Consider the following 20,127-nt stretch of genomic DNA (forward strand, 5'->3'; position numbering starts at 1 on the left):
GCTACCGTGGACCGATGGCGACCGTTGACGACGTGGCACGGCTGATCTCCGCCCTGCCCGAGGTGACCGAGGGCGAGCGGTACGGCCACCGCACGTGGTTCGTCCGCGGGAAGGCGTTCGCCTGGGTGCGCCCGTTCAGCAAGGCCGACCTGCGGCGCTTCGGCGAGGAAACACCGCCCGGCGGGCCGATCCTCGCGATCAAGGTGGAGGACCTCGGCGAGAAGGAGGCGATCCTGGCCGCGAACCCGGACGCCTTCTTCACGATCCCGCACTTCGACGGGTACCCGGCGGTGCTCGTCCAGCTGCGCGAGGTCGACCGGAAAGCCCTCCGCGACGCCCTGACCGACGGCTGGCTCGCCGTCGCGCCCGCCAAGCTCAGGACGGCACTACCCGGGTACCCCGCGAGCTGATGGTCGGGACCACCGACCGCGGCATCGCCCAGGAACCGGTGGACGGCGGCCCGGCGCGTCAGCGCGCGGGTGGACCGCCTGTCCCGTGTGGACGCTCCCGGTGACACTCAGATCGCGGTGCGCTGCCGGTCCGCGCGCAGTGCCGTCGTGAGCGCGTGGGCTTCCTTGAGCAGCAGCGCACCCATCTGCGCCCGGCGCGGCTCGCGGAAGCGCGACTCCACCCCCGTCAGCGTCAGCGCCCACGCGGGCTCGCCGGACGAGCCGAACACCGCCGCCGCCATGCCCCAGCTGCCCTCGACGACGAGCCCGGGGTTGACCGAGTAGCCGCGTTCCCGCGTCTCGGCGATCCGCTCGCGCAGGGGGCCCGGGGCGTGCGCGGCGCCCCACCGCCCGGTCAGGTCGACCCGCGCCAGGTACTCGTCGATCTCCCGGTCGGACAACAACGACAGCACGACCAGCCCGGCGGACACCACGCCCAGCGGGAACCGCGCGCCCTCGTAGAGCACGAACGAGCGGATGGGGAAGTCGCCGTCCTCACGCAGCAGGCACACCGTCTCGTCGCCGCGGCGGGCGGAGAAGAACGCACTCTCCCCGGTCGCCGCCGCGAGCCGGTGCACGCTGGCCCGGGCGTGCTGGGTGACGTCGTAGCGGGCGGCGGCCGACTCGCCCAGCAGGTACAGCTCCGGGCCGAGGTACCACTGCCCGCTGCGCTGGTCCCGGTCGACGAACCCCTCGTCCGCCAGCGCGGCGAGCAGCCGGTGGACCGTCGGCCGCGCCAGACCGGTCATCCGCGCCACCTCCGAGGTGGACGCACCGGGCTCGCCGGTGGTGGACAGGGCGCGCAGCACCAGGGCGGCGCGGCCGATCAGGTGGTCCGGGGGCATGCGCGCATTGTACGTCCACTCAGTGAACGCCTTGGCGCGAGTCGTTCATCAGACGAGAGATCCCGATCGCTCGCTTGACGGTGTTTCCGCAGGTCGGATTCACTGCGACGTAGTGCTCATCCCACGGACGCTCGAAGGAGAGTTCACGTGTCCAAGGTGTTCGGCGAGGCCGCCGACGCGATGGCCGGCGCGCTGCGTGACGGCATCACGATCGCGGTCGGCGGCTTCGGTCTCAGCGGTGTGCCCTACGACCTGATCGAGGTCGTCCGCGATTCCGGCATCCGCGACCTGACGATCGTGTCGAACAACATGGGCGTGGACGGCAAGGGCCTCGGACTGCTGCTGGAGAACAAGCAGGTCCGCAAGGTGGTCGCGTCCTACGTCGGCGAGAACAAGCTGTTCGCGCAGCAGTACCTGGACGGCACGGTCGAGGTCGAGTTCGCGCCGCAGGGCACGCTGGCCGAACGGATGCGCGCCGGTGGCGCCGGGATCCCGGCGTTCTACACGAAGACCGGCGTGGGCACGCCCGTCGCGGAGGGCAAGCCGCACGCCGAGTTCGACGGTGAGACGTACGTGCAGGAACGCGGGATCGTCGCCGACCTCGCGCTGGTGCACGCCCACACCGCCGACCGCGAGGGCAACCTCGTGTACCGGATGGCCGCCCGGAACTTCAACCCCGTCGTCGCCACCTGCGGGCGGGTGACCGTGGTGGAGACCGAGGTCCTGCTCGGCGGGTTCGTCGACCCCGATCTGGTGATCACCCCGGGTGTGTTCGTCGACCGCCTGGTGGTGGCGACGCCGCGGGAGAAGGAGATCGAGAAGCGCACGGTGCGCCCGCGGGCGCTCGCCGGAACGGAGGCGTGACGATGGGCTGGAGCCGCGACGAGATGGCCGCGCTGGCGGCGCGGGAGCTGCGTGACGGCGACTACGTGAACCTCGGCATCGGGATCCCGACACTGGTGGCGAACCACATCCCGGACGGCGTGCGGGTGACCCTGCAGAGCGAGAACGGGATCCTCGGCCTGGGCCCGTTCCCGGTCGAGGGCGAGGAGGACGCCGACCTGATCAACGCGGGCAAGCAGACGGTGACCGTCCTGCCCGGCGCGAGTTTCTTCGACTCGGCGACGTCGTTCGCGATGATCCGCGGCGGGCACGTCGACCTGGCGATCCTCGGTGCGCTGCAGGTGGCCGCCAACGGCGACCTGGCGAACTGGACCGTGCCCGGCGCGCTGGTGAAGGGCATGGGCGGCGCGATGGACCTGGTGGCCGGCACCAAGCGGATCATCGTCATCACCGACCACGTCGCCAAGGACGGCAGCCCCAAGATCGTCGAGAAGTGCACGCTGCCGCTGACCGGCGCCGGGGTCGTGGACCGGATCATCACGGACCTGGCGGTGCTCGACGTGACCCCGGAGGGCCTCCGCCTGGTGCGCACCGCCCCCGGGGTGACGGCGGAGGAGCTGCGGGAGAAGACGGGTGCGGAGGTGCTGGCGCCGGTGGCGGCCTGAGGCGGGTTGGCTGCGGCGGTTGGGCGGAGTTGCGCGGGAGTTCGGCTCGGGCTGGCCGTGCGGTGCGGGTGGCGTCGGTCCGGGCGCGCCGCGCGCCCCTGGCCCATTGCTCCCCCTGCGAAGCGGGCACGTCCGCCGTCCAGCGCGGCGCCCGTCCCGCCCAGCGCTGCGCCCTCCTGCGCGGCGCGCCTCCTGTCGAGCACGGCGCCGGTCCTGCCCAGCGCTGCGCCCGTCCTGCCCAGCGCGCCTCCTGTCGAGCCCGGCGCGGTAGTTCCGCTCGGCGCGCCTCCGGCCTGCCGCTTCCCGGTGCCCGGCGCGGTAGTTCGGCCCGCCGCGCCTCCGGCCTGCCGCTTCCCGGTGCCGGCGCAGCAGTTCCGCCCGCCGGCCCGGTGCCCGGCGCGCCTCCGGCCCGCCGCTTCCCGGTGCCCGCCGCGCCTCCGGTCCGGCGCTTCCCGGTGCCCGGCCCGGCAGTTCCGCTCGGCGCGCCTCCGGTCCAGCGCTTCCCGGTGCCCGGCGCAGCAGTTCCGCCCGCCGGCCCGGTGCCCGGCGCGCCTCCGGTCCGCCGCTTCCCGGTGCCCGCCGCGCCTCCGGTCCGGCGCTTCCCGGTGCCCGGCGCGGCAGCTCCGCCCGCCCGCCGGGCGCCGGCGCCCCTACTTGCGCCAGATCAGCGGGTTGGCGCTGTAGTCGTTGCCGTCGTACTTGACGGCCACCACCGTGTCCCCCGCGGCGGCGGCGTCCAGGTCGAACGTCTCGTACTTCGCGCCGGGGTGGTCGAAGTCGCCGGGGGACATGCGTGGCGAGCAGCTCGGGATGCCGCCGGTGATGAACGTTCCCGTCGTCTCGCCGTTGCCGAGGAGGGCGTCGAGCTGCGGGCCGTTCTTCGTGCCGAAGTCGGCGCCGCTGAGGTTCTCCACCGTGTAGTGGGTGCAGTACGGGGTCAGGCCCTCGGCGTCCGAGCCGAACTTGGCGCGGAACTCGGCCTGGTCGGCCTGGTCGATCGACGTCACGGTGATCGCCAGCTGCCCCTTGTTGAGCCCGTCGTCGTAGTCGACCACCGCCCGCTGCCCGAGGGCGAGTGACGTCCCCGGCGGCGTGACGGGCTCGGCGACCGGCGGCGGCGCACTGCTGCTCGCACTCGTGGTGGCCGGCGCGGCACTGTCCGAACCGGACTCACCGCACGCGGTGGCGGTGAGCGCGACCGCCGCCGTCATCACTGCCAGTGCAAGGTTTCCACGCTTCACGGCCGTAATATGCCATGCGGTCACACGGTTGCCGGACCCGGGCGCCGGAACGCCGCGCGGTAGGCGTTCGGCGTGGTCCCGACCACGCGGCGGAACCGTTCCCGGAACGCCGTCGGGGACCCGAAACCCACCTGGCCGGCGATGCGGTCCACCGGGTGCCCCGTCGTCTCCAGGAGGTACTGCGCCTGCCGGATCCGCTCCCGGTGCAGCCACTGCACCGGTGTCGTCCCGGTGTGCTCGCGGAACCGGCGGTTCAGCGACCGCGTGCTGAGCCCCGCGCGCGCCGCGATGTCGGCCAGCGTCAGCGCGTCCCCGAGGTGGTCGGACATCCACCGCAGCACCGGTTCCAGCACCGAACCGCGCGGCACGGGCGGCTGGTCGTGCACGATGAACTGCGCCTGACCGCCCTCCCGTTCCAACGGCATCACCGACAACCGTGCCGCGTCGGCGGCCACCGCGGACCCGTGGTCGCGCCGCACCAGGTGCAGGCACAGGTCCAAGCCGGCCGCCGCCCCCGCCGACGTCAGGAACTGGCCGTTGTCGACGTAGAGCACGTCCGGGTCGACCTCGACCTCCGGGAACCGTTGCGCCAGCAGGTCGGCGGCCAGCCAGTGCGTGGTGGCGCGCAACCCGTCCAGCAGCCCGGTGGCGGCCAGGACGAACGCGCCCGAGCAGATCGACGCCAGCCGCGCCCCGTTCGCGGCCGCCTTGCGCAGCTCGTCGAGCACCTCCTCCGGCACCGGCACCGCGGGGTCCGCGCAGCCGGGCAGGACGATCGTGTCCGCGTCGGCGAGGGCGTCGAGCCCCCACTCGGCCCGCAGCGAGAACGTGCCGGCGTCGACCGTCGGCGTCGGCGCGCAGACCCGCACCCGGTAGGCGGGGCGGCCGTCGGGCAGCCGGGTGCGGGTGAACGCCTCGATCGGGGTGGCCAGGTCGAACGGGACCACCCCGTCCAGCGCCAGCACGGCGACGGTGTGCATGGCCACAACATAGGTCCTCGCCACGACCCCCGGCCAGGCGTGTCGCGGGAAACGCCTGCTCGCAGCGGTTGGCCAGAATCCGTGGGAAGGTGGCAATCCCGCCACTTCCGGCGATCACCGGCGGTCGTTACCGTCCGGGCCCGTGACGAAAGTTCTGCTCTCCCTCCACGTGCTCGCGGCCCTGATCGCGATCGGTCCGGTCGCCGTCGCGGCCAGCATGTTCCCCGCCGCCGCCCGCCGCGCCACCGGTGGCACCGACCGCGATGTCGCCGTGCTGCGCACGCTGCACCGCATCTGCCGGGTCTACGCCGCGATCGGCATCGCGATCCCGGTGTTCGGGTTCGCGACGGCCGGAAGCCTTGGCGTGACAGGGGATGCGTGGGTGGTGGTGTCCATTGTGCTCACCGCGATCGCCGCCGCCGTGCTGGTGCTGGTGATGTTGCCGCGCCAGCAGGGCATCCTGGACGGGATCGGCGAAGGCACCGGACCCGGCCGCCGTGCGCCCGCCCGGCTGGCGATGTACACCGGGATCTTCAACGTCCTGTGGGCCGCCGTCACCGTCCTGATGATCGTCCGCCCGGGCTCCACGACCAGCGCCTGACCGGCCCGGGCCGACGCCGGCGCTCAGCCCGCGGCGTCCGGAAGGTCACGGCCGGCTGCTTCGCGGGCCTCGTCGAGGGAGGCGGCGACCGTCAGGATGCGGTCGAGCCCGGTCATCTCCAGCGGCCGCGTCACGACCGGGGTGGGGCAGACCAGCGCGAGCGCCTGCTCGGCGGAGTGGCATTCGGCCGCGGTCTCCACCAGCACGGCCAGCCCGACGGAATCCAGGTGCTCGACGTCGGACAGGTCGATGATGAGCGTGGTCAGCGGGACGGGCGCGGTGCTGTCCCGGGCGTCCTTGACGGCTTCGCGGACCCGGGGGGCCGTCGTGAGGTCGACGTCTCCGGCGACGGTGACGATGGCTTCGCTTCCCTCGCGCGTCCACCGGGTGGCGAAGGCCTGCGGCACGGATTCCTCCATCGTCGTCCTCATCAGGCCGACCAGCTTATCGGCTCACGGCATTCGTCACCGCACCACGGGTGGCAGGCCGAACGCCGGAAAGTGCTCCGGGCCGATGAACGACGTGATTTCCGCTATCCGGCCCCGCCGCGGGGTGAGCACGTTGATCGACCACCCCCGGAACGGCCCGCCCGCCGGGGAGCGCAGGTAGGAGGCCACCGCGGGCTGCCCGTTGGCGCTGGTCAGGCGGTGCCGCCAGTCGCCGCACGAGCTCAGCGGGTACCGGCGGGCGAAGGACATCACCGCGTCGATCCCGCGGTACCAGTGCGGCATCGGTGGCATCGACCACGTGACGTCCTCGGTCAGCAGCGCCACCAGCGCGTCCGCGTCACCGCGTTCGAGCGCGCTGGCGTAGTCCGACGCGAGCGTGCGTACCCGCGCGTCGCCGGACGTCTCCGCGGGCGCGGGCATGACCCGCCGGGCGCGCTGCAGGGCGGAGTTCACCGACGCCGTCGACGTCTTCATCATCTCCGCGATCTCGGCCGCGGAGAAACCCAGGACCTCGAACAACACCAGCGCCGCGCGCTGGTTGCCCGGCAGGTGCTGCAGGGCGGCCACGAACGCCAGCTCCACCGCCTCCCGCCGCTCCGCTCGCGCGTCCGGCTCCGTGGGGTAAGGGCCCAGCCAGGCGACGTCGGTGCGTGGGACGTCGCCGGGTACCACGTGATCGCTCGAGGGCCCGAGGTCGACCGGCAGTGCCCGTCGGCCGCGGCCTTCGGCGGCGTCCAGGCAGACCCGGGTGGTCACGGTGTAGAGCCAGGACCGCAGCGACGCCCGCCCCTCGAACCGGTCCAGCCCGCGCCACGCCCGCAGCAGCGCTTCCTGCAGGGCGTCGTCGGCGTCGTGCACCGAGCCGAGCATCCGGTAGCAGTGCGCGTGCAGTTCCCGGCGCAGCGGCCCGACCAGCCGCGTGAACGCCGCGTCGTCCCCGGCGCGCGCCCGCTGGAGATCTGCGGCGATTTCGGTCACGAGCGATGATTCTGCCCGACGGCGGCGGTCACACCCTCGAACCCACTCGCGATCAGGAGGAACCATGAACCGGATCGTCACCGCGGGGACACTGCGCGTGCCCGGGGCCGAGCTGTACCACGAGAGCCGCGGCACCGGCCCGCTCGTGGTGCTCGTCGGCGCACCGATGGACGCGCGGCCGTTCGCCCCGCTCGCCGAGCTGCTCGCCCTCGACCACACCGTCCTCACCACCGACCCGCGCGGCATCAACCGCAGCCCGGTCGACGACCCGGACCAGGACTCGACGCCGGAGACGCGCGCCGACGACCTGGCCCGGCTCATCACGCACGCCGACGCCGGTCCCGCCGTCGTGCTGGGTTCCAGCGGCGGCGCGGTGAGCGTGCTCGCGCTCGCCCAGGCCCGGCCCGACCTCGTGCGCACGGTCATCGCGCACGAACCGCCGTTGTCCGAGCTGCTCCCCGACCGCGACCGGCTGCGCGAGCAGGGTGAGGACGTCATCGCCACGCATTTCGCGGGCGACCGCACCGGTGCGATGCGCAAGTTCCTGGCCATGGCGGAGATCGACCTGCCCGAGCCGGTCTTCGCGGCGGTGTTCGGCCAGGAGCCGAGCCCGCAGGACCGGGCCGACGCGGACTTCCAGTACGCCCACATGTACCGGCCCACCACGCGCTGGCTGCCCGACGCCGGCAAGCTGCGTGCGCTCGGTGACCGCCTGCTGATCGGGCTGGGCGAGGAGTCCGGCGGGCAGCTGTGTGAGCGCACTTCGGCGGCTCTCGCGGGTCTGGTGGGCCTCGAGCCAACGCTGTTCCCCGGCGGGCACACCGGCTTCGCGGAGGCTCCCGAGGCGTTCGCCGCGCGGTTGCGGGAGGTGCTCTGACGCCCGAGGTCTCAGGACGGTAAAGGTCTGCGACCGTCACTGGCTTTCCGGCATGGTGGGGATCTAGGTTGCCAGGGAACTAGTCAAACCTTTGATCTTCTTTCCAACGGCGGGAAGGGACGGCCCATGACGCAGACCCCCGAGGCACAGGCGAGCCGCACGCACGACGCGGGGCAGCTCCGCCGCGTCGTCGGTGCGAGCCTCGTCGGTACGACGATCGAGTGGTACGACTTCTTCATCTACGCCTCGGCCGCGAGCCTGGTGTTCGGCAAGCAGTTCTTCCCCTCGCTGGACGGCACGGCGGCGCTGCTGGCCTCGTTCGCGACGCTCGGCGTGAGCTTCGTGGCCCGGCCGATCGGCGGGATCGTCGCCGGTCACCTGGGCGACCGGCTGGGGCGCAAGGCGGTCCTCGTCGCGACCCTGCTGCTGATGGGGCTGTCCACGATCGGCGTCGGGCTGCTGCCCGGCTACGACTCCATCGGCGTCGCCGCGCCGATCCTGCTCGTCGCGCTGCGCCTGCTGCAGGGTCTGTCGGCCGGCGGCGAGTGGGGCGGCGCGGCGCTGATGTCGGTCGAGCACGCCCCCGCGGGACGGCGCGGCTACTTCGGGTCGTTCCCGCAGATCGGCGTGCCGATCGGGCTGCTGCTGGCGAACCTGGTGTTCTTCACCGTGTCCGCCGTGACCACCGACGACCAGTTCGCGCGGTGGGGCTGGCGCATCCCGTTCCTGCTCAGCGTCGTGCTCATCGCGGTCGGGTTCTTCGTGCGGGCCCGGGTGTCGGAGAGCCCGGTGTTCAGCGAGCTGCGCGCCCGACGCGCCCGCAGGTCCGCGCCGCTGGCCGAGCTGCTGCGCACCAACCGCCGCGAACTGGTGATCGCGATCGGCCTGTTCATCGCCAACAACATGGTCGGCTACATCCTGATCGCGTTCATCAACTCCTACGGCACCCGCACGCTCAAGCTGTCCAGCACGACGATGCTGTTCGTCGGCATGGTCGGGGCCGTCGCGTGGGGCGTGTTCACCATGCTGGCCGGTGCGTGGTCCGACCGCTGGGGCCGGCGGCGCACCTATCTCGTCGGCACGATCGCGATGGCGGCCTGGACGTTCCCGTTCTTCCTGCTGTTCGACACCCGCTCGCTGCCGCTGATGCTGCTGTCGGTGATCGCGCTGGCGTTCGGGCTCGGGCTCACCTACGGCCCGCAGGCCGCGGCCTACAGCGAGCTGTTCCCGGTCGGCATCCGCTACAGCGGGGTCTCCTTCGCCTACGCCTTCGGCGCGATCCTCGGCGGCGGGTTCGCGCCGCTGGTGTCGACGTGGCTGGTGGGGGAGACCGGCACGTCGCTGTCGGTGTCCGCGTACATGCTGCTGGCCTGCCTGGTGACCCTGGCGGCGGTGCTGGCGCTGCGTGAGAAGCCGGCCGCCGAGCGGGAGGCGTTCGTCACCGGCGCCGCGTAGTCAGCGGCGCCGCTCGGGCGGGAACTCGGTGTCCACCCGCTCCTCCTCGTGGTAGGTGCGCTCCTCCGCGTAGGCCTCGTAGGCGCGGTGGTCGGCCTCGGTCTCCGGTGGGCCGACCAGCGCGCGGGGGTGCAGCCGGTCCTTGAGGACGACGTTGAGCTGCGCGCCGAGCAGGGTCACGATGGCCTGCAGGTAGAACCACCACAGCAGCGTGATGACGGTGGCGAAGGTGCCGTAGGTGTTCTGCGCGCTGCTCAGGTAGCGGCTGATGATCAGCGACGAGAGCGTTTGCATGATCCAGAACAGCACGCCGGACAGCACGGCGCCGGGCAGCACGTCGCGCAGCGTGATCTCCCGGTCGGTCAGGATCCGGAACGCGGCGACGAACAGCCCGATGTCGAGCACGATCGCGATGGCGTAGCCGGCGATCCGGCCCAGCCAGCTCACGTGCAGCAGATCCGTGCCGCTCGAGACGAACCCGGTGACCACCGTGCTGGCCACCAGTCCGACGCCGACGGTCGCGAGCACGAGCACGCTGCGGCCGATCTGCCTGGGCAGGCTCGGCCGCGCGTGGTAGGGCAGTTCCCACACCGCGTTGAACGCGGTCTGCGTCGCGCGCACCACCGCCAGCCCGCTCCACAGTGCGGTGACCAGCCCCAGGATGAGCGCCCACCAGGAGCCGCCGAGTCCCTGTATCGACGACGGGTCCAGCAGCGGGAGCATCGAGCGGAGGTGCCCCAGGACGTCGCCCTTGACGTTGTCCGGCACGAGGAACCCGAGCAGCGTGATCAGGACGAGGAACAGCGGGAAGATCGAGAAGAACGCCCAGAAGGCGATCATGGCCGCCATGCGCGTCGACTGGTCCTCGAGGAACTTGCGGATCACCGCGACCGGCACCGACAGCGACTTGTACTCCTGCTGCACCGCGTCCGCGCGCTCGAGACCGGCTCTCGCCCGGCTCACCACGGTTTCCCTGCCCTGCTCGCTCACGGTCGGCTCCCCACCGTCGGCGTTCGCTCGTGGCGGTGGCTACCCCGGATGCGGCGCGTCAACCAGCCGTCGACAGGCGCGCGTCGCCCAGCGTTTCGCGCAGCACGGCGCGGTGCGTCGGCTTCGCCTCCTCGTAGCGGCGCCGGCCGGCGTCGGTGAGCGTGACGAAGATGCCGCGCCGGTCCTGCTCGCACATCGCGCGCTCGACCAGCCCTTCCTTCTCCAGGCGGGCGACCAGGCGCGAGGTGGCGCTCTGGCTCAGGTGCACGGCCTCGAGGAGGTCGGCGGAGCGGCACTTGCGGTCGCAGGTCGCCAGCCGCTCCAGGGCCTCGAACTCGCTCACCCCGATGCCGTGCGCGTCCTGCAGGCGGCACTCCAGTTCGCCGGAGACGGTGGCGTGCAACGCCAGCAGCTCGTGCCACTGGCGCACGACCGTGCTTTCGGCGACGTCACCCATGGCGACACCATAGCATGCACGCGAATCTGATGCAAACACATTAAATCCTCTTGCATTAGATGCGCGTGCATGTATTCTGGCTGCCATGACTTCTCCTGCGCACCTGTCCACCTCGTCGACGCGGTGGGACGCACGGCTGTGGGCCGTGCTGTTGACCGTGTCCGTCGTCGTGGGCCTGGACGCCCTCGACGTGTCGATGGTCGGCGTCGCGCTGCCGTCCATCCAGGCCGACCTCGGCCTGTCCACGAGCGCGCTGCAGTGGGTCGTGAGCGGGTACGTCCTCGGCTACGGCGGGCTGCTGCTGCTCGGCGGCCGGACCGCCGACCTGCTGGGCCGCCGCCGGGTGTTCCTGGTCGCGGTGGCCGTGTTCGCGGTCGCCTCGCTGCTCGGCGGCCTCGTCGACGACGGCGCGCTGCTCATCGCGAGCCGGTTCGTCAAGGGGCTCGCGGCCGCGTTCACCGCGCCGGCCGCGCTGTCCATCATCACCACGACGTTCCAGGAGGGCCCGGCCCGCAACCGCGCGATCAGCATCTTCGCGGTGTTCGGGGCGAGCGGGTACTCGGCGGGCCTGGTGTTCTCCGGGCTGCTGACCGAGGTCGGCTGGCGCTGGACGTTCCTGCTGCCGGTGCCGATCGCGCTCGTCGCGCTGGTGTCCGCGATCAAGGTCGTGCCGCAGTACGACCGGGACCACTCGGTGGGCGGGTACGACCTGCCCGGCGCGATCACCGGTGCCGCCGGTTCGCTGCTGCTGGTGTTCGGGGTCGTGGAGGCGCCCGATGCCGGATGGGCCTCGCCGCGGACGCTGATCACCTTCGTCCTCGCGGTGGCGCTGCTGACCGCGTTCGTGCTGATCGAGAAGCGCAGCAGCCACCCGCTGCTGCGGCTGGGCATCCTGCGGTCCGGACCGCTCGCGCGGGCGAACCTCGGCGCGGCCCTGTTCTTCGGGGCCTACATCGGGTTCCAGTTCGTCGTGATGCTGTACCTGCAGGACGTGCTGGACTGGTCGGCGCTGCAGACCGCGCTCGGGTTCCTGCCGGCCGCGCTGATCGTCGCGTTCGCCTCCCCGCGGATCGAGCCGCTGATCGACCGGGTCGGCACGCCGCGCACCATCCTCGGCGGCGTGGTGGCGCACGTGCTCGCGTATGCGCTGTTCCTGCGGATCGACGAGCACTCCGGGTACGCGGGTTCGGTGCTGCCGAGCATGATCCTGCTCGGCATCGGCTTCACGCTGGCGTTCTCGTCGCTGAACATCCAGGCGACGACCGGGATCAGCGACCACGAACAGGGGCTGGCCGGCGGGCTGCTGAACACGTCACTACAGGTCGGTGGGGCGATCGGGCTGGCGATCGTGACGGCGGTGCTCACCGGCAGCGGTGAGGGTTCGCTGCTGACCGGGCTGACGCCGGCGCTGGTGGTCATCACCGGCATCGCGGCGCTGGGGTTGCTGGTCGCGATCTCCGGCGCCGTGCGGCCCCGCCGTGCCGCGGAGCCGGAGCTCGCGCGGGTCTGACGGCACGGGGTTGCCGGGGGCCCGTCCTCGGGGACGGGCCCTGCTCGCGCGAGAGGCGGTCGGCGCGGGGCAGGCGGTGCCAGGACCGCCGACCCCTGAAACCGCGGTGAAGCCCTGCTGAAGCCGCCCCCTCCGAAGCTGGTTCCACCACACCAGCTCACACCGAGGAGGGGGCGTTGACCACCACCACGACCACCCCGGCCATCGAGGTCGCCGGGTTGCGCAAGGCGTTCGGGGACAAGGTCGTGCTCGACGGGATCGATCTGCGCATCCCGGCGGGCTCGATCTTCGCCCTGCTCGGGCCCAACGGCGCGGGCAAGACGACCGTGGTCCAGATCCTGTCGACCTACCTGCGGGCCGACTCGGGCGGCGTCCGCGTCGCCGGGCACGACGTCGCGAAGGCCGCCGACGACGTGCGCGCCGCCATCGGCGTCACCGGCCAGTTCTCCGCCGTCGACAACAAGCTCACCGGCGAGGAGAACCTCCGGCTGATGGCGGACCTGCACCACCTGCCGCGCGCCGAGGGCCGTCGACGGGCCGCCGATCTGCTCGAGCGCTTCGACCTTCTCGAGGCGGCGAAGAGGCTCGCGTCCGTCTACTCCGGGGGCATGCGCCGCCGCCTGGACCTCGCCATGAGCCTGATGGGCGAGCCGCGCGTCATCTTCCTCGACGAGCCGACCACCGGCCTCGACCCGCGCAGCCGCCACACCATGTGGGACATCATCCGCGATCTCGTCGCGCGCGGCGTCACCGTCTTCCTCACCACCCAGTACCTCGAGGAGGCCGACGAGCTCGCCGACCGCATCGCGGTGCTCGACCACGGCGTCCTCGTCGCCGAGGGCAGCCCGGCCGAGCTCAAGCGCCGCATCCCCGGCGGGCACGTCCAGCTCACCTTCGCCGACGCCCGATCCCTCGACATCGCCGCCCGCACCTTCGGCGAGGTGTCCCGCGACGATGAAGCGCTGACCCTGCAGATCCCCGGTGACGGCGGCGTCCGCTCGCTGCGCGCCCTGCTCGACCGGATGGACCACGCCGGAATCGAGCCCGAGGGCCTGTCCGTCCACACGCCCGACCTCGACGACGTCTTCTTCGCCCTGACCGGCCACCCCACCGAAGAGAAGGTCTCCCGCTGATGCACGCGCTCACCGACTCGGCCACCATGCTGCGGCGCAACCTCCGCCACGCGCTGCGCTACCCGTCCATGACGTTCGGCGTCGCCGCCACCCCGATCATCATGCTGCTGCTGTTCTACTACGTCTTCGGCGGTGCGATCGGCGGCGGGCTCACCGGTGCGCCCGCGGGCGGCGACTACCTCGCCTACCTGGTGCCCGGGATCCTGCTCCTGACCGTGGGGTCGGCCACGATGCCCGTCGCGGTGGCGATCCGCACCGACCTGACCGAGGGCATCGTCGCCCGCTTCCGCACCATGGCCATCGCCCGCGCGTCCGTCCTCACCGGACACGTCGTGGGCAACGTGATCCAGACCGTGATCAGCGTGGTGCTGGTGCTCGGCGTGGCCCTGCTGATGGGGTTCCGCACCTCCGCCGGGTTCGCCGACTGGCTGCTGGTGGCCGCCGTCCTGCTGCTGCTCTCGCTCGGCCTGAGCTGGTTGTCCGCCGCGCTCGGCCAGATCTCCAAGACGCCCGAGGGCGCCAGCAACGTCGTGCTGCCGATGACGTTCCTGCTGCCGTTCCTGTCCAGCGCGTTCGTGCCCGTGGACTCGATGCCCGCCGGCATCCGCTGGTTCGCCGGGTACCAGCCGTTCACCGCGGTGATCGAGACGCTGCGCGGGCTGCTGGCCGGCAGCCCGGTCGGCTGGTACGGCTGGGCGGCCGTGGGCTGGGGTGCGGGCATCGCGGTCTTCGGCTACGCCTGGTCGAAGGCCCTGTTCAACCGCGAACCGGCTCGCTGACCAGGTCCAGCGCCGCCGCGAGCAGGTCCGCGGGCCCCAGGCCGGCGTAGGCCGACACCGCGTCGGAGTACGCCGGCCCGTCCGCGTTCTCGGCCGCGGCCCGGATCCCGGCCGGGCTCATCGTCGGCTGGAAGTTGCGCAGGAACCCCAGGCGCTCGCCCAGCGCGATCAGCCGCACGCCGCTCGTGTCGCCGCGGTCCAGGGCCACCATGCCCGCCGCCACGAGCACCGCCCCGCGCACCGGCATCCCGATCAGGTAGGCGGGCAGCTTCGCCGCCCGGTCGCTGAACAACGGGGGGATCAGCGCGGGGAGTTCGCCGACCAGGTCCGCGACCAGGTCCAGCCGTCCGTGCTGCGCGTGCGCGACGACGGTGACCGAAATCAGCTCCAGCGTCCAGGAGTCGAGGCCGGCCGCGTCGCGCAGGCCGAGGAAACCGCTGTCGCGCTGCCGGGCGAGGGCCTGCCGCCACAGCGCGAGACCGCGCTCGACCTCGTTGCGGGCCAGCGCGACCTCGGCGCGCACGCCCATGTCGAAGATGAGCACGTCGAACCGGTCTTCCACGCCCGCGGAGCCGGACCCGGCGAGCAGCCGTTCGGCCTCGTCGACCTCACCCGCCTGCAGCGCCGCGAGCATCAGGCCCCACCGGATCCCGAGCGTGTCGGGCCAGGGCGTCAGATCCTCGAGCAGCCGCGTGGCCACCCGCAGGTGCCGCGCGGCCGACGCCGCGTCGCCGCGTTGAAGGTACAACTCGCCGACGCGGGCGTGTGCCATCAGCCGCAGCCACGAACCGCCCGCGTCCTCGGCGGCTTCGAGCATGCGCAGGGCCGCGGCGAGCGCCTCGCCCGCGTCGCCCTCGGTCTCCCACCGGTAGCTGTCCACAGCCCGTGCGGCATAGGCGAGAAGCGGGAAATCGCTGTCGCACAAGGCGTTCAGCGCACGCCGGTCGGCGAGCATGATCTCGGGGAACGCGCACAGCACGGTCGACAGCGCCCGGATCACGGTGGTGGGTGGCGCCGCCGGCAGCCGCCGCAGGACCACCAGCGAGCGCACCGCGCGGGGCCCCCGGAGCATGAAGGTCGCCGACGTGCAGACCGCGGCCGCGGTGCGGGTCACCTCGACGAACTCCGGCTGCGGGCGGAAGCGTGCCAGCACGTCCGGGACCTCGACGGTCAGGCCGGCCAGCCGGTTGAAGTTGGAGTCGAACACCCACAAGGCGCCCAGGGCCGCGGTGGTGGCCGCGACCGTCGGGCCGTCGGCGCGCTCGAGGCCCAGCCGGAGCGCGGCCGCGAGGTTGTCCCGTTCGGCCCGGATCCGTTCGGTCGCCCCGGCGGGGTCGTCCACGAACACCGGTTCGTGGTGCGCCAGACCGAAATCCCGGGCCCAGGCCAGGAAATCGCCGGTGACGCGGGCGGTTCCGCCGGCCTCGGCGAGGCGGGCGGCGGCGAACTCGCGCACCGTCTCCAGCATCCGGAACCGCGTGCCGGTAGCGGTGTCGCTCACCTTGAGCAGGGACTGCCGGGACAGCTCGTCGAGGACGTCGAGCGTGTCACCCTCGCCCAGCAGGTGCCGTGCGGAGTCCTCGGTGAACCCGCCGGGGAAGACCGACAGCGCGCGCAGCGCGGCCTGCGCGGGTTCGTCGAGCAGGTGCCAGCTCCAGTCGACCACCGCTTCCAGCGTGCGGTGCCGCTGCGGCGCGTCACGCGGGCCGCCGCGCAGCAGGGCGAAACGGTCGGTGAGCCTGCGGGCGATCTCGGTGACCGACAGGACCCGCACCCGCGCGGCGGCGAGCTCCACCGCCAGCGGCAGCCCGTCCAGGCGGCGGCACAGCTCGGTCACCGCGCCTTCGGGCAGGTCGGCATCCGGGCGCGCGGCGCCGGCGCGTTCCGTGAACAGCTCGACGGTGGCGGACAGGTCCAGCTCCGGCAGCGGGTAGACCGATTCCGACGACAGGGCCAGCGGCGCGCGGCTGGTGGTGAGCACCCGCAGGTCGCGGGTCATCGAGACCAGCGACCCGACCAGCTCGGCGACGCCGTCGAGGACCTGCTCGCAGTTGTCCAGGATCAGCAGAGCCGGCGCGGCGCCGAGGACCTCGGCGATCCCGGTCAGCTCGTCGCGCGGGACCGGGGACGGGGACCGGCGCAGCCCGCCGACCCCGAGCGCGGTGGCGACGTGGCGCACCACGTCCTCGTCGGCGCGCACGGCGGCCAACGGGACGAAGTGCACCACCGGCTGCTCGGCGGCGCGGCCGACGGCGTGCGCGACACGGGTCTTGCCCAGCCCGCCCGGGCCGGCGATCGTGGTGACCCGCGACCGCCGCAGCAGGTTCCGGATCGCCGCGAGATCGTCGGCCCGGCCGAGCAGCGGATTGGGTTCGTGCGGGATGCCGTGCCGCGCGACCGGCGCGCTCGCGGCGAGCGTTTCCCGGTGCCACGCCTGGAGTTCCGCACCGGGATCGGTGCCCAGGTCGTCGCGCACGGCCCGGCGGTAGGTCTCGTACCGGGCCAGCGCGGCGGACGGTCCGGCCGTGGCGGACTCCGAGCGCAGCAGCTCCAGCAGCACCTCCTCGTCGCGTGGTCGCTCGCGCGCGGCTTCGGCCAGCGGCTCGGCCGCCTCGGCGTGGCGGCCCAGCCGGGACAGCGCCAGCCCACGGGCGCGCACCAGGAACCGGTGTGCGGGACGGTGTTCGCGGCGCAGCGCGGACAGCGGGCCGAGGCCGTCGTCCGCCGAACCGTCCCACAACCGCAGGCCGGCCTCGGCCTCGGCGAGCGCGGTCCGGGGATCGCCGGAGCGGGCCGCCGCGGCGTGCTGGTGGAGAGCGGTCGCGTCGACCTGGTCCGGCCTCAGCGTGAGCCGGTACCCGGTCGGCGTGCTGGCGATCAGGTCGGCGCCCAGCTGCGCACGCGCCCGCGAGACGAGGATCTGGAGCGCCTTCACCGGGTTCTCCGGCTGCTCGTCCGGCCACAGCCCGTCGACGAGACGCCCGGTGCCGCACCCGGCAGGCAGGTCGGCGGCGAGCAGCGCGAGGAGGTCCCGCAGGCGCCGCGCGGTGATCTCCCGGCCGCGGCAGGTCACCTGCGACAACAGGCGCAGCTCGACGGTCACCCCGGTAGGTTGGAACGTCCGCGGGGCGCCTTCTCCTGGCTCAGCGCGGCCCAGTGGAGTTTCTCCTGTTCCCGCCGCGGCAGGCCGGCGACCACGAGGTCGTAGGAGTCCTCGACCATCTCCCGGACCAGGTCGTCGGGCACCGAGCCGTCCAGGACGACGGTGTTCCAGTGCCGCTTGTTCAGGTGGTAGCCGGCCGAGATCGCCTCGTGGTCGCGCCGCAGCTGCACCGCCAGGTCGGGGTCGCACTTCAGGCTGACCCGCAGGGGGCGGGAGTTCAGCGGGCTGAGCGCGAACATCTTGCCGGCGACCTTGAACACGCTGTTGGCCTCGTCGAACGGGAACTCCTCGCGGGCCCCCGGGAACGTCAGGCACAGCTCCTTCAGCTCGGCAGGCGTCATGTGCCCAGACTAGCGAGGGGTTGACACATTCCCATATGGGTATATATTTGGGTCATGGCAAGGGCGGCGACGACAGCGGACGCGTTCAACGCGGTGGCCGAACCGCGGCGGCGGCAGATCCTCGACCTCCTGGCGGACGGGGAGAAGCCGGTGAACGACCTGGTGTCGGTGCTCGGGCTGGCTCAGCCGCTGGTGTCGAAGCACCTGCGGGTCCTGCGGGAGGTGGGTCTGGTGGAGGTGCGCGACTCGGGGCGTCAGCGGGTGTACCGCCTCAACGCCCGCCCGTTGAAGGACATCCACGACTGGGTCAGCGGGTACCGGCGGTGGTGGTCCGAGCGCTTCGACCGCATGGACGTGGTTCTGGCGGAACTGAAGGAATCGGAGGACGGAGATGAGCACGGTGACGAGTAGCGGTACGGCAGTGGTGACGCTCCCGGCGGACAACCAGATCCTGATCACGCGGGAGTTCGACGCGCCGGCGCGGCTGGTGTGGAAGGCCTGGACGACGCCGGAGCTGATCAAGCGCTGGTGGGCGGGTGAGCGGGGCGAGGTGACCTCCGTCGAGGTCGACCTGCGGGTCGGCGGGCGGTGGCGGCACGTGATGGTGGCCGACGGTGGGTTCGAGGTCGCCTTCCACGGTGAGTACCGGGAGATCGTGGAGCACGAGCGGATCGTGTCGACGGAGGTGTTCGAAGGCATGGCGGGCGCGCACTCGCTGAACACGCTGACCCTGACCGAGCGCGACGGGCGCACCACGCTGACCGTGCTGGCCGAGTACCCGAGCAAGGAGGTGCGGGACGGTCACATCGAGTCCGGGATGGAAGGCGGGATGCAGGAGTCGCTCGACAAGCTCGAACAGGTGGCGGCTTCGCTCGGCTGAGGGCGGGTCGCCGGTGGGGGCCACGGGCGCGTGGCCCCCACGGTTGCGGTTGCGGCCGGGGCCGTCGGGCGGGGGCGCGGGTGCGGCGGGGGTGCCGCGGGCGCCTCGGTCGGCCCGCGATGGGTGCTGGCAGGCTCGCGAGGTGGTGCTGCGCCGGGCGGTCCTCGCGGGGAGTCGACAGGCCGGGGGACGCTGGCAGGCCGTGCGGGGCGGTACTGTGCCGGGAGGTCCGCGCAGGGCGCCGCGTCAGGTGTGCGCCGGCAGTGGATGGCCCCAGCGTGCGGCGCGAGCGGCCGCCAGCGCCCAGCCCGGGTGCGCGCAGCCCGCGAGTGCCCGGCCCCGCAAGGACCGGGGCTGCGAGCGCTGGCCCGCGACCGCGGCGCGCGCCCGGCGACGGACCGCGTGGCCTGCGCGCCCGGCCCGCAGCGTCCGGTCCGCGAGCGCCCGCCCGCCCGCGAGCGCCCGGTCCGCGCCGGCCGGCGTCGGGCCCGCGAGCGACTGGCCCGCGAGCGACTGGCCCGCGAGCGCCTGCCCGCGAGCGCCCGGTCCGCGCCGGCCGGCGTCCGGCCCGCGAGCGACTGGCCCGCGAGCGCCTGCCCGCGCGCGAGCGCCCGGTCCGCGGCCGCCGGCGTCCGGCCCGGGCCCGCTGGCGTCCGGACCCCGAGCGCCCGGCCCGCGAGTGTCCGGGCCGCCAGTGTCCGGTCCGTGTCCGGCCCGCGAGCGTCTGGGCTGGGGAGCGCGGTGCGGGCAAGCGCCCAGCGGGGGTGCCGGTTGCGCGCATGCTCGGCTCGGTGCCCAGCTCGGCCGATGTCTGGTCCGGCGGGTGCTTGGCCCGCGAGCGCGGGTGAAGACGCGGATTCCCGGCCCACCCGCGTCTTCACCCGCGAACGCGCCGCCCGCGAGTGCCGTGCCGGGGGCCTGGCCCCGCAGGTGCGCGGCCCGCGACCGTCCGGTCCACGGTCGGATTCGGAACTCGGTGGGGGCGGCGTGGGTGCGGCCCCCACCGTCACGAGTCCAGAACGCCTTGCGCCACCAGCGTTTCCCGCAGGCGCTCCACGATGGGCACCTGTCCCTTCACGAGCAGCTCGGCGGCCCGGTGCGGGTCCGTCCACTCGATACGGTCGACCTCCGGGAACTCCTGCACCCGGCCGGAACCCTTGGGCCACTCCATCTCGAACGTGTTGCTCGCGAAGTGCGCCGGGTCGAAATCTCCCTCGGCGGCGAAGGTCGTGATGACCTTGCCGCTCGACTGGCGGAACTCGCCCAGCTCCAGGATGTCGCCGGTCAGCACCGGTTCACCGACCTCCTCGGCGAACTCGCGGCGGGCCGCGGGCAACGGGTCCTCGTCGGTGTACTCGCCCTTCGGGATAGACCAGGCGCGCTCGTTCTTGCGCGCCCAGAACGGACCGCCCATGTGGGCGATGAGCACCTCCAGCCGCCGGTCGCCGGTCAGCCGGTAGAGCAGGAACGCGGCGCTCTTCCTGGGCACCG

The 20,127-nt window shown here is 73.0% G+C and carries 21 protein-coding genes; 11 read left to right on the forward strand and 10 right to left on the reverse strand.

The annotated features are described in order from the left end of the window. The first annotated feature begins 14 nt into the window (after positions 1 to 14). On the forward strand, positions 15 to 410 hold the full coding sequence (locus FB470_RS18570; protein ID WP_306993198.1) for an MmcQ/YjbR family DNA-binding protein: 396 nt from the start codon (positions 15 to 17) through the stop codon (positions 408 to 410). A 107-nt stretch (positions 411 to 517) separates the two neighbouring features. On the opposite strand, the gene FB470_RS18575 is transcribed toward FB470_RS18570, so the two are convergent. Beyond that, entirely contained in the window at positions 518 to 1,294 is a 777-nt protein-coding gene (locus FB470_RS18575; RefSeq protein WP_306993200.1) for an IclR family transcriptional regulator, read from the reverse strand. Positions 1,295 to 1,441: 147 nt separating this feature from the next. Here FB470_RS18575 and FB470_RS18580 point away from each other — a divergent pair, with 147 nt between their 5' ends. Both FB470_RS18580 and FB470_RS18585 read left to right on the forward strand, forming a co-directional pair. Further along, positions 1,442 to 2,158, forward strand: coding sequence for a CoA transferase subunit A (locus tag FB470_RS18580; RefSeq protein WP_306993202.1), 717 nt, complete (start codon positions 1,442 to 1,444; stop codon positions 2,156 to 2,158). 2 nt (positions 2,159 to 2,160) lie between these two features. Then, positions 2,161 to 2,802 carry a CoA transferase subunit B gene (locus FB470_RS18585; protein WP_306993204.1) on the forward strand — a complete coding sequence of 214 codons (642 nt, stop codon included), beginning with the start codon at positions 2,161 to 2,163 and terminating at the stop codon, positions 2,800 to 2,802. 650 nt (positions 2,803 to 3,452) lie between these two features. Here FB470_RS18585 and FB470_RS18590 read toward each other — a convergent pair. Both FB470_RS18590 and FB470_RS18595 read right to left on the reverse strand, forming a co-directional pair. Continuing rightward, positions 3,453 to 4,013, reverse strand: a complete 561-nt coding sequence (locus tag FB470_RS18590; RefSeq protein ID WP_306993206.1) for a hypothetical protein — start codon at positions 4,011 to 4,013, stop codon at positions 3,453 to 3,455. Between the two features lie 50 nt (positions 4,014 to 4,063). Then, positions 4,064 to 5,023, reverse strand: coding sequence for a GlxA family transcriptional regulator (locus tag FB470_RS18595; RefSeq protein ID WP_306993208.1), 960 nt, complete (start codon positions 5,021 to 5,023; stop codon positions 4,064 to 4,066). Between the two features lie 142 nt (positions 5,024 to 5,165). Between FB470_RS18595 and FB470_RS18600 the strand changes: the two genes are divergently transcribed. After that, complete coding sequence (locus FB470_RS18600; RefSeq protein WP_306993209.1) at positions 5,166 to 5,624, forward strand: hypothetical protein; 459 nt, start codon at positions 5,166 to 5,168, stop codon at positions 5,622 to 5,624. 23 nt (positions 5,625 to 5,647) lie between these two features. Here FB470_RS18600 and FB470_RS18605 read toward each other — a convergent pair whose 3' ends face one another. Further along, positions 5,648 to 6,055 carry an STAS domain-containing protein gene (locus FB470_RS18605; RefSeq protein WP_306993211.1) on the reverse strand — a complete coding sequence of 136 codons (408 nt, stop codon included), beginning with the start codon at positions 6,053 to 6,055 and terminating at the stop codon, positions 5,648 to 5,650. A 33-nt stretch (positions 6,056 to 6,088) separates the two neighbouring features. Then, positions 6,089 to 7,051, reverse strand: coding sequence for a sigma-70 family RNA polymerase sigma factor (locus FB470_RS18610; RefSeq protein ID WP_306993213.1), 963 nt, complete (start codon positions 7,049 to 7,051; stop codon positions 6,089 to 6,091). Positions 7,052 to 7,115: 64 nt separating this feature from the next. Here FB470_RS18610 and FB470_RS18615 point away from each other — a divergent pair, with 64 nt between their 5' ends. After that, positions 7,116 to 7,928, forward strand: a complete 813-nt coding sequence (locus FB470_RS18615) for an alpha/beta fold hydrolase (RefSeq protein ID WP_306993215.1) — start codon at positions 7,116 to 7,118, stop codon at positions 7,926 to 7,928. A 126-nt stretch (positions 7,929 to 8,054) separates the two neighbouring features. Then, positions 8,055 to 9,383 carry an MFS transporter gene (locus FB470_RS18620; RefSeq protein WP_306993217.1) on the forward strand — a complete coding sequence of 443 codons (1,329 nt, stop codon included), beginning with the start codon at positions 8,055 to 8,057 and terminating at the stop codon, positions 9,381 to 9,383. Here the strand turns inward: FB470_RS18620 and FB470_RS18625 are convergent, their stop codons facing one another. Next, positions 9,384 to 10,373 (reverse strand): YihY/virulence factor BrkB family protein, encoded by a 990-nt coding sequence (locus tag FB470_RS18625; protein WP_306993219.1) that lies wholly within the window; start codon positions 10,371 to 10,373, stop codon positions 9,384 to 9,386. A gap of 58 nt (positions 10,374 to 10,431) precedes the next feature. Then, positions 10,432 to 10,830: a MarR family winged helix-turn-helix transcriptional regulator gene (locus tag FB470_RS18630; RefSeq protein ID WP_306993220.1), complete on the reverse strand. Its 399-nt coding sequence runs from the start codon at positions 10,828 to 10,830 to the stop codon at positions 10,432 to 10,434. A gap of 85 nt (positions 10,831 to 10,915) precedes the next feature. Between FB470_RS18630 and FB470_RS18635 the strand changes: the two genes are divergently transcribed. The 3 genes from FB470_RS18635 to FB470_RS18645 all read left to right on the forward strand — a co-directional run bounded on the left by FB470_RS18635 (position 10,916) and on the right by FB470_RS18645 (position 14,252). Further along, positions 10,916 to 12,340, forward strand: a complete 1,425-nt coding sequence (locus FB470_RS18635) for an MFS transporter (protein WP_306993223.1) — start codon at positions 10,916 to 10,918, stop codon at positions 12,338 to 12,340. Between the two features lie 176 nt (positions 12,341 to 12,516). After that, positions 12,517 to 13,473: an ATP-binding cassette domain-containing protein gene (locus tag FB470_RS18640; protein ID WP_306993225.1), complete on the forward strand. Its 957-nt coding sequence runs from the start codon at positions 12,517 to 12,519 to the stop codon at positions 13,471 to 13,473. Further along, a complete protein-coding gene (locus tag FB470_RS18645; protein ID WP_306993227.1) occupies positions 13,473 to 14,252 on the forward strand; it encodes an ABC transporter permease in 780 nt (259 codons plus the stop codon). The genes FB470_RS18640 and FB470_RS18645 overlap by 1 nt, the downstream gene beginning before the upstream one ends. Here the strand turns inward: FB470_RS18645 and FB470_RS18650 are convergent. Together FB470_RS18650 and FB470_RS18655 are read right to left on the reverse strand one after the other, a co-directional pair. Beyond that, the gene (locus tag FB470_RS18650) at positions 14,230 to 17,355 is read right to left on the reverse strand and encodes an ATP-binding protein (RefSeq protein WP_306993228.1); all 3,126 of its coding nucleotides are present in this window, start codon (positions 17,353 to 17,355) and stop codon (positions 14,230 to 14,232) included. The genes FB470_RS18645 and FB470_RS18650 overlap by 23 nt on opposite strands. After that, a complete protein-coding gene (locus FB470_RS18655; protein ID WP_306993230.1) occupies positions 17,352 to 17,756 on the reverse strand; it encodes an MmcQ/YjbR family DNA-binding protein in 405 nt (134 codons plus the stop codon). Before FB470_RS18655 ends, FB470_RS18650 begins: the two co-directional genes overlap by 4 nt. Positions 17,757 to 17,810: 54 nt before the next feature. Here FB470_RS18655 and FB470_RS18660 point away from each other — a divergent pair, with 54 nt between their 5' ends. Both FB470_RS18660 and FB470_RS18665 read left to right on the forward strand, forming a co-directional pair. Then, on the forward strand, positions 17,811 to 18,167 hold the full coding sequence (locus tag FB470_RS18660; protein ID WP_306993232.1) for an ArsR/SmtB family transcription factor: 357 nt from the start codon (positions 17,811 to 17,813) through the stop codon (positions 18,165 to 18,167). After that, positions 18,148 to 18,636: an SRPBCC family protein gene (locus FB470_RS18665; RefSeq protein ID WP_306993233.1), complete on the forward strand. Its 489-nt coding sequence runs from the start codon at positions 18,148 to 18,150 to the stop codon at positions 18,634 to 18,636. The genes FB470_RS18660 and FB470_RS18665 overlap by 20 nt, the downstream gene beginning before the upstream one ends. Before the next feature lie 1,006 nt (positions 18,637 to 19,642). Here the strand turns inward: FB470_RS18665 and FB470_RS18670 are convergent. Next, positions 19,643 to 20,125 carry an NUDIX domain-containing protein gene (locus tag FB470_RS18670; protein WP_306993235.1) on the reverse strand — a complete coding sequence of 161 codons (483 nt, stop codon included), beginning with the start codon at positions 20,123 to 20,125 and terminating at the stop codon, positions 19,643 to 19,645. Between the last annotated feature and the right edge of the window lie 2 nt (positions 20,126 to 20,127).

The organism is Amycolatopsis thermophila (genome assembly GCF_030814215.1).
Lineage (GTDB): Bacteria > Actinomycetota > Actinomycetes > Mycobacteriales > Pseudonocardiaceae > Amycolatopsis_E > Amycolatopsis_E thermophila.

What these genes read in the sequence shown, in the direction of transcription:
- FB470_RS18570 (WP_306993198.1), top strand. Translation starts at nt 15, where the DNA reads ATGGCGACCGTTGACGACGTGGCACGGCTGATCTCCGCCCTGCCCGAG.
- FB470_RS18575 (WP_306993200.1), bottom strand. Translation starts at nt 1,294, where the DNA reads ATGCCCCCGGACCACCTGATCGGCCGCGCCGCCCTGGTGCTGCGCGCC.
- FB470_RS18585 (WP_306993204.1), top strand. Translation starts at nt 2,161, where the DNA reads ATGGGCTGGAGCCGCGACGAGATGGCCGCGCTGGCGGCGCGGGAGCTG.
- FB470_RS18590 (WP_306993206.1), bottom strand. Translation starts at nt 4,013, where the DNA reads ATGACGGCGGCGGTCGCGCTCACCGCCACCGCGTGCGGTGAGTCCGGT.
- FB470_RS18595 (WP_306993208.1), bottom strand. Translation starts at nt 5,023, where the DNA reads ATGCACACCGTCGCCGTGCTGGCGCTGGACGGGGTGGTCCCGTTCGAC.
- FB470_RS18605 (WP_306993211.1), bottom strand. Translation starts at nt 6,055, where the DNA reads ATGAGGACGACGATGGAGGAATCCGTGCCGCAGGCCTTCGCCACCCGG.
- FB470_RS18615 (WP_306993215.1), top strand. Translation starts at nt 7,116, where the DNA reads ATGAACCGGATCGTCACCGCGGGGACACTGCGCGTGCCCGGGGCCGAG.
- FB470_RS18620 (WP_306993217.1), top strand. Translation starts at nt 8,055, where the DNA reads ATGACGCAGACCCCCGAGGCACAGGCGAGCCGCACGCACGACGCGGGG.
- FB470_RS18630 (WP_306993220.1), bottom strand. Translation starts at nt 10,830, where the DNA reads ATGGGTGACGTCGCCGAAAGCACGGTCGTGCGCCAGTGGCACGAGCTG.
- FB470_RS18635 (WP_306993223.1), top strand. Translation starts at nt 10,916, where the DNA reads ATGACTTCTCCTGCGCACCTGTCCACCTCGTCGACGCGGTGGGACGCA.
- FB470_RS18645 (WP_306993227.1), top strand. Translation starts at nt 13,473, where the DNA reads ATGCACGCGCTCACCGACTCGGCCACCATGCTGCGGCGCAACCTCCGC.
- FB470_RS18655 (WP_306993230.1), bottom strand. Translation starts at nt 17,756, where the DNA reads ATGACGCCTGCCGAGCTGAAGGAGCTGTGCCTGACGTTCCCGGGGGCC.
- FB470_RS18660 (WP_306993232.1), top strand. Translation starts at nt 17,811, where the DNA reads ATGGCAAGGGCGGCGACGACAGCGGACGCGTTCAACGCGGTGGCCGAA.
- FB470_RS18665 (WP_306993233.1), top strand. Translation starts at nt 18,148, where the DNA reads ATGAGCACGGTGACGAGTAGCGGTACGGCAGTGGTGACGCTCCCGGCG.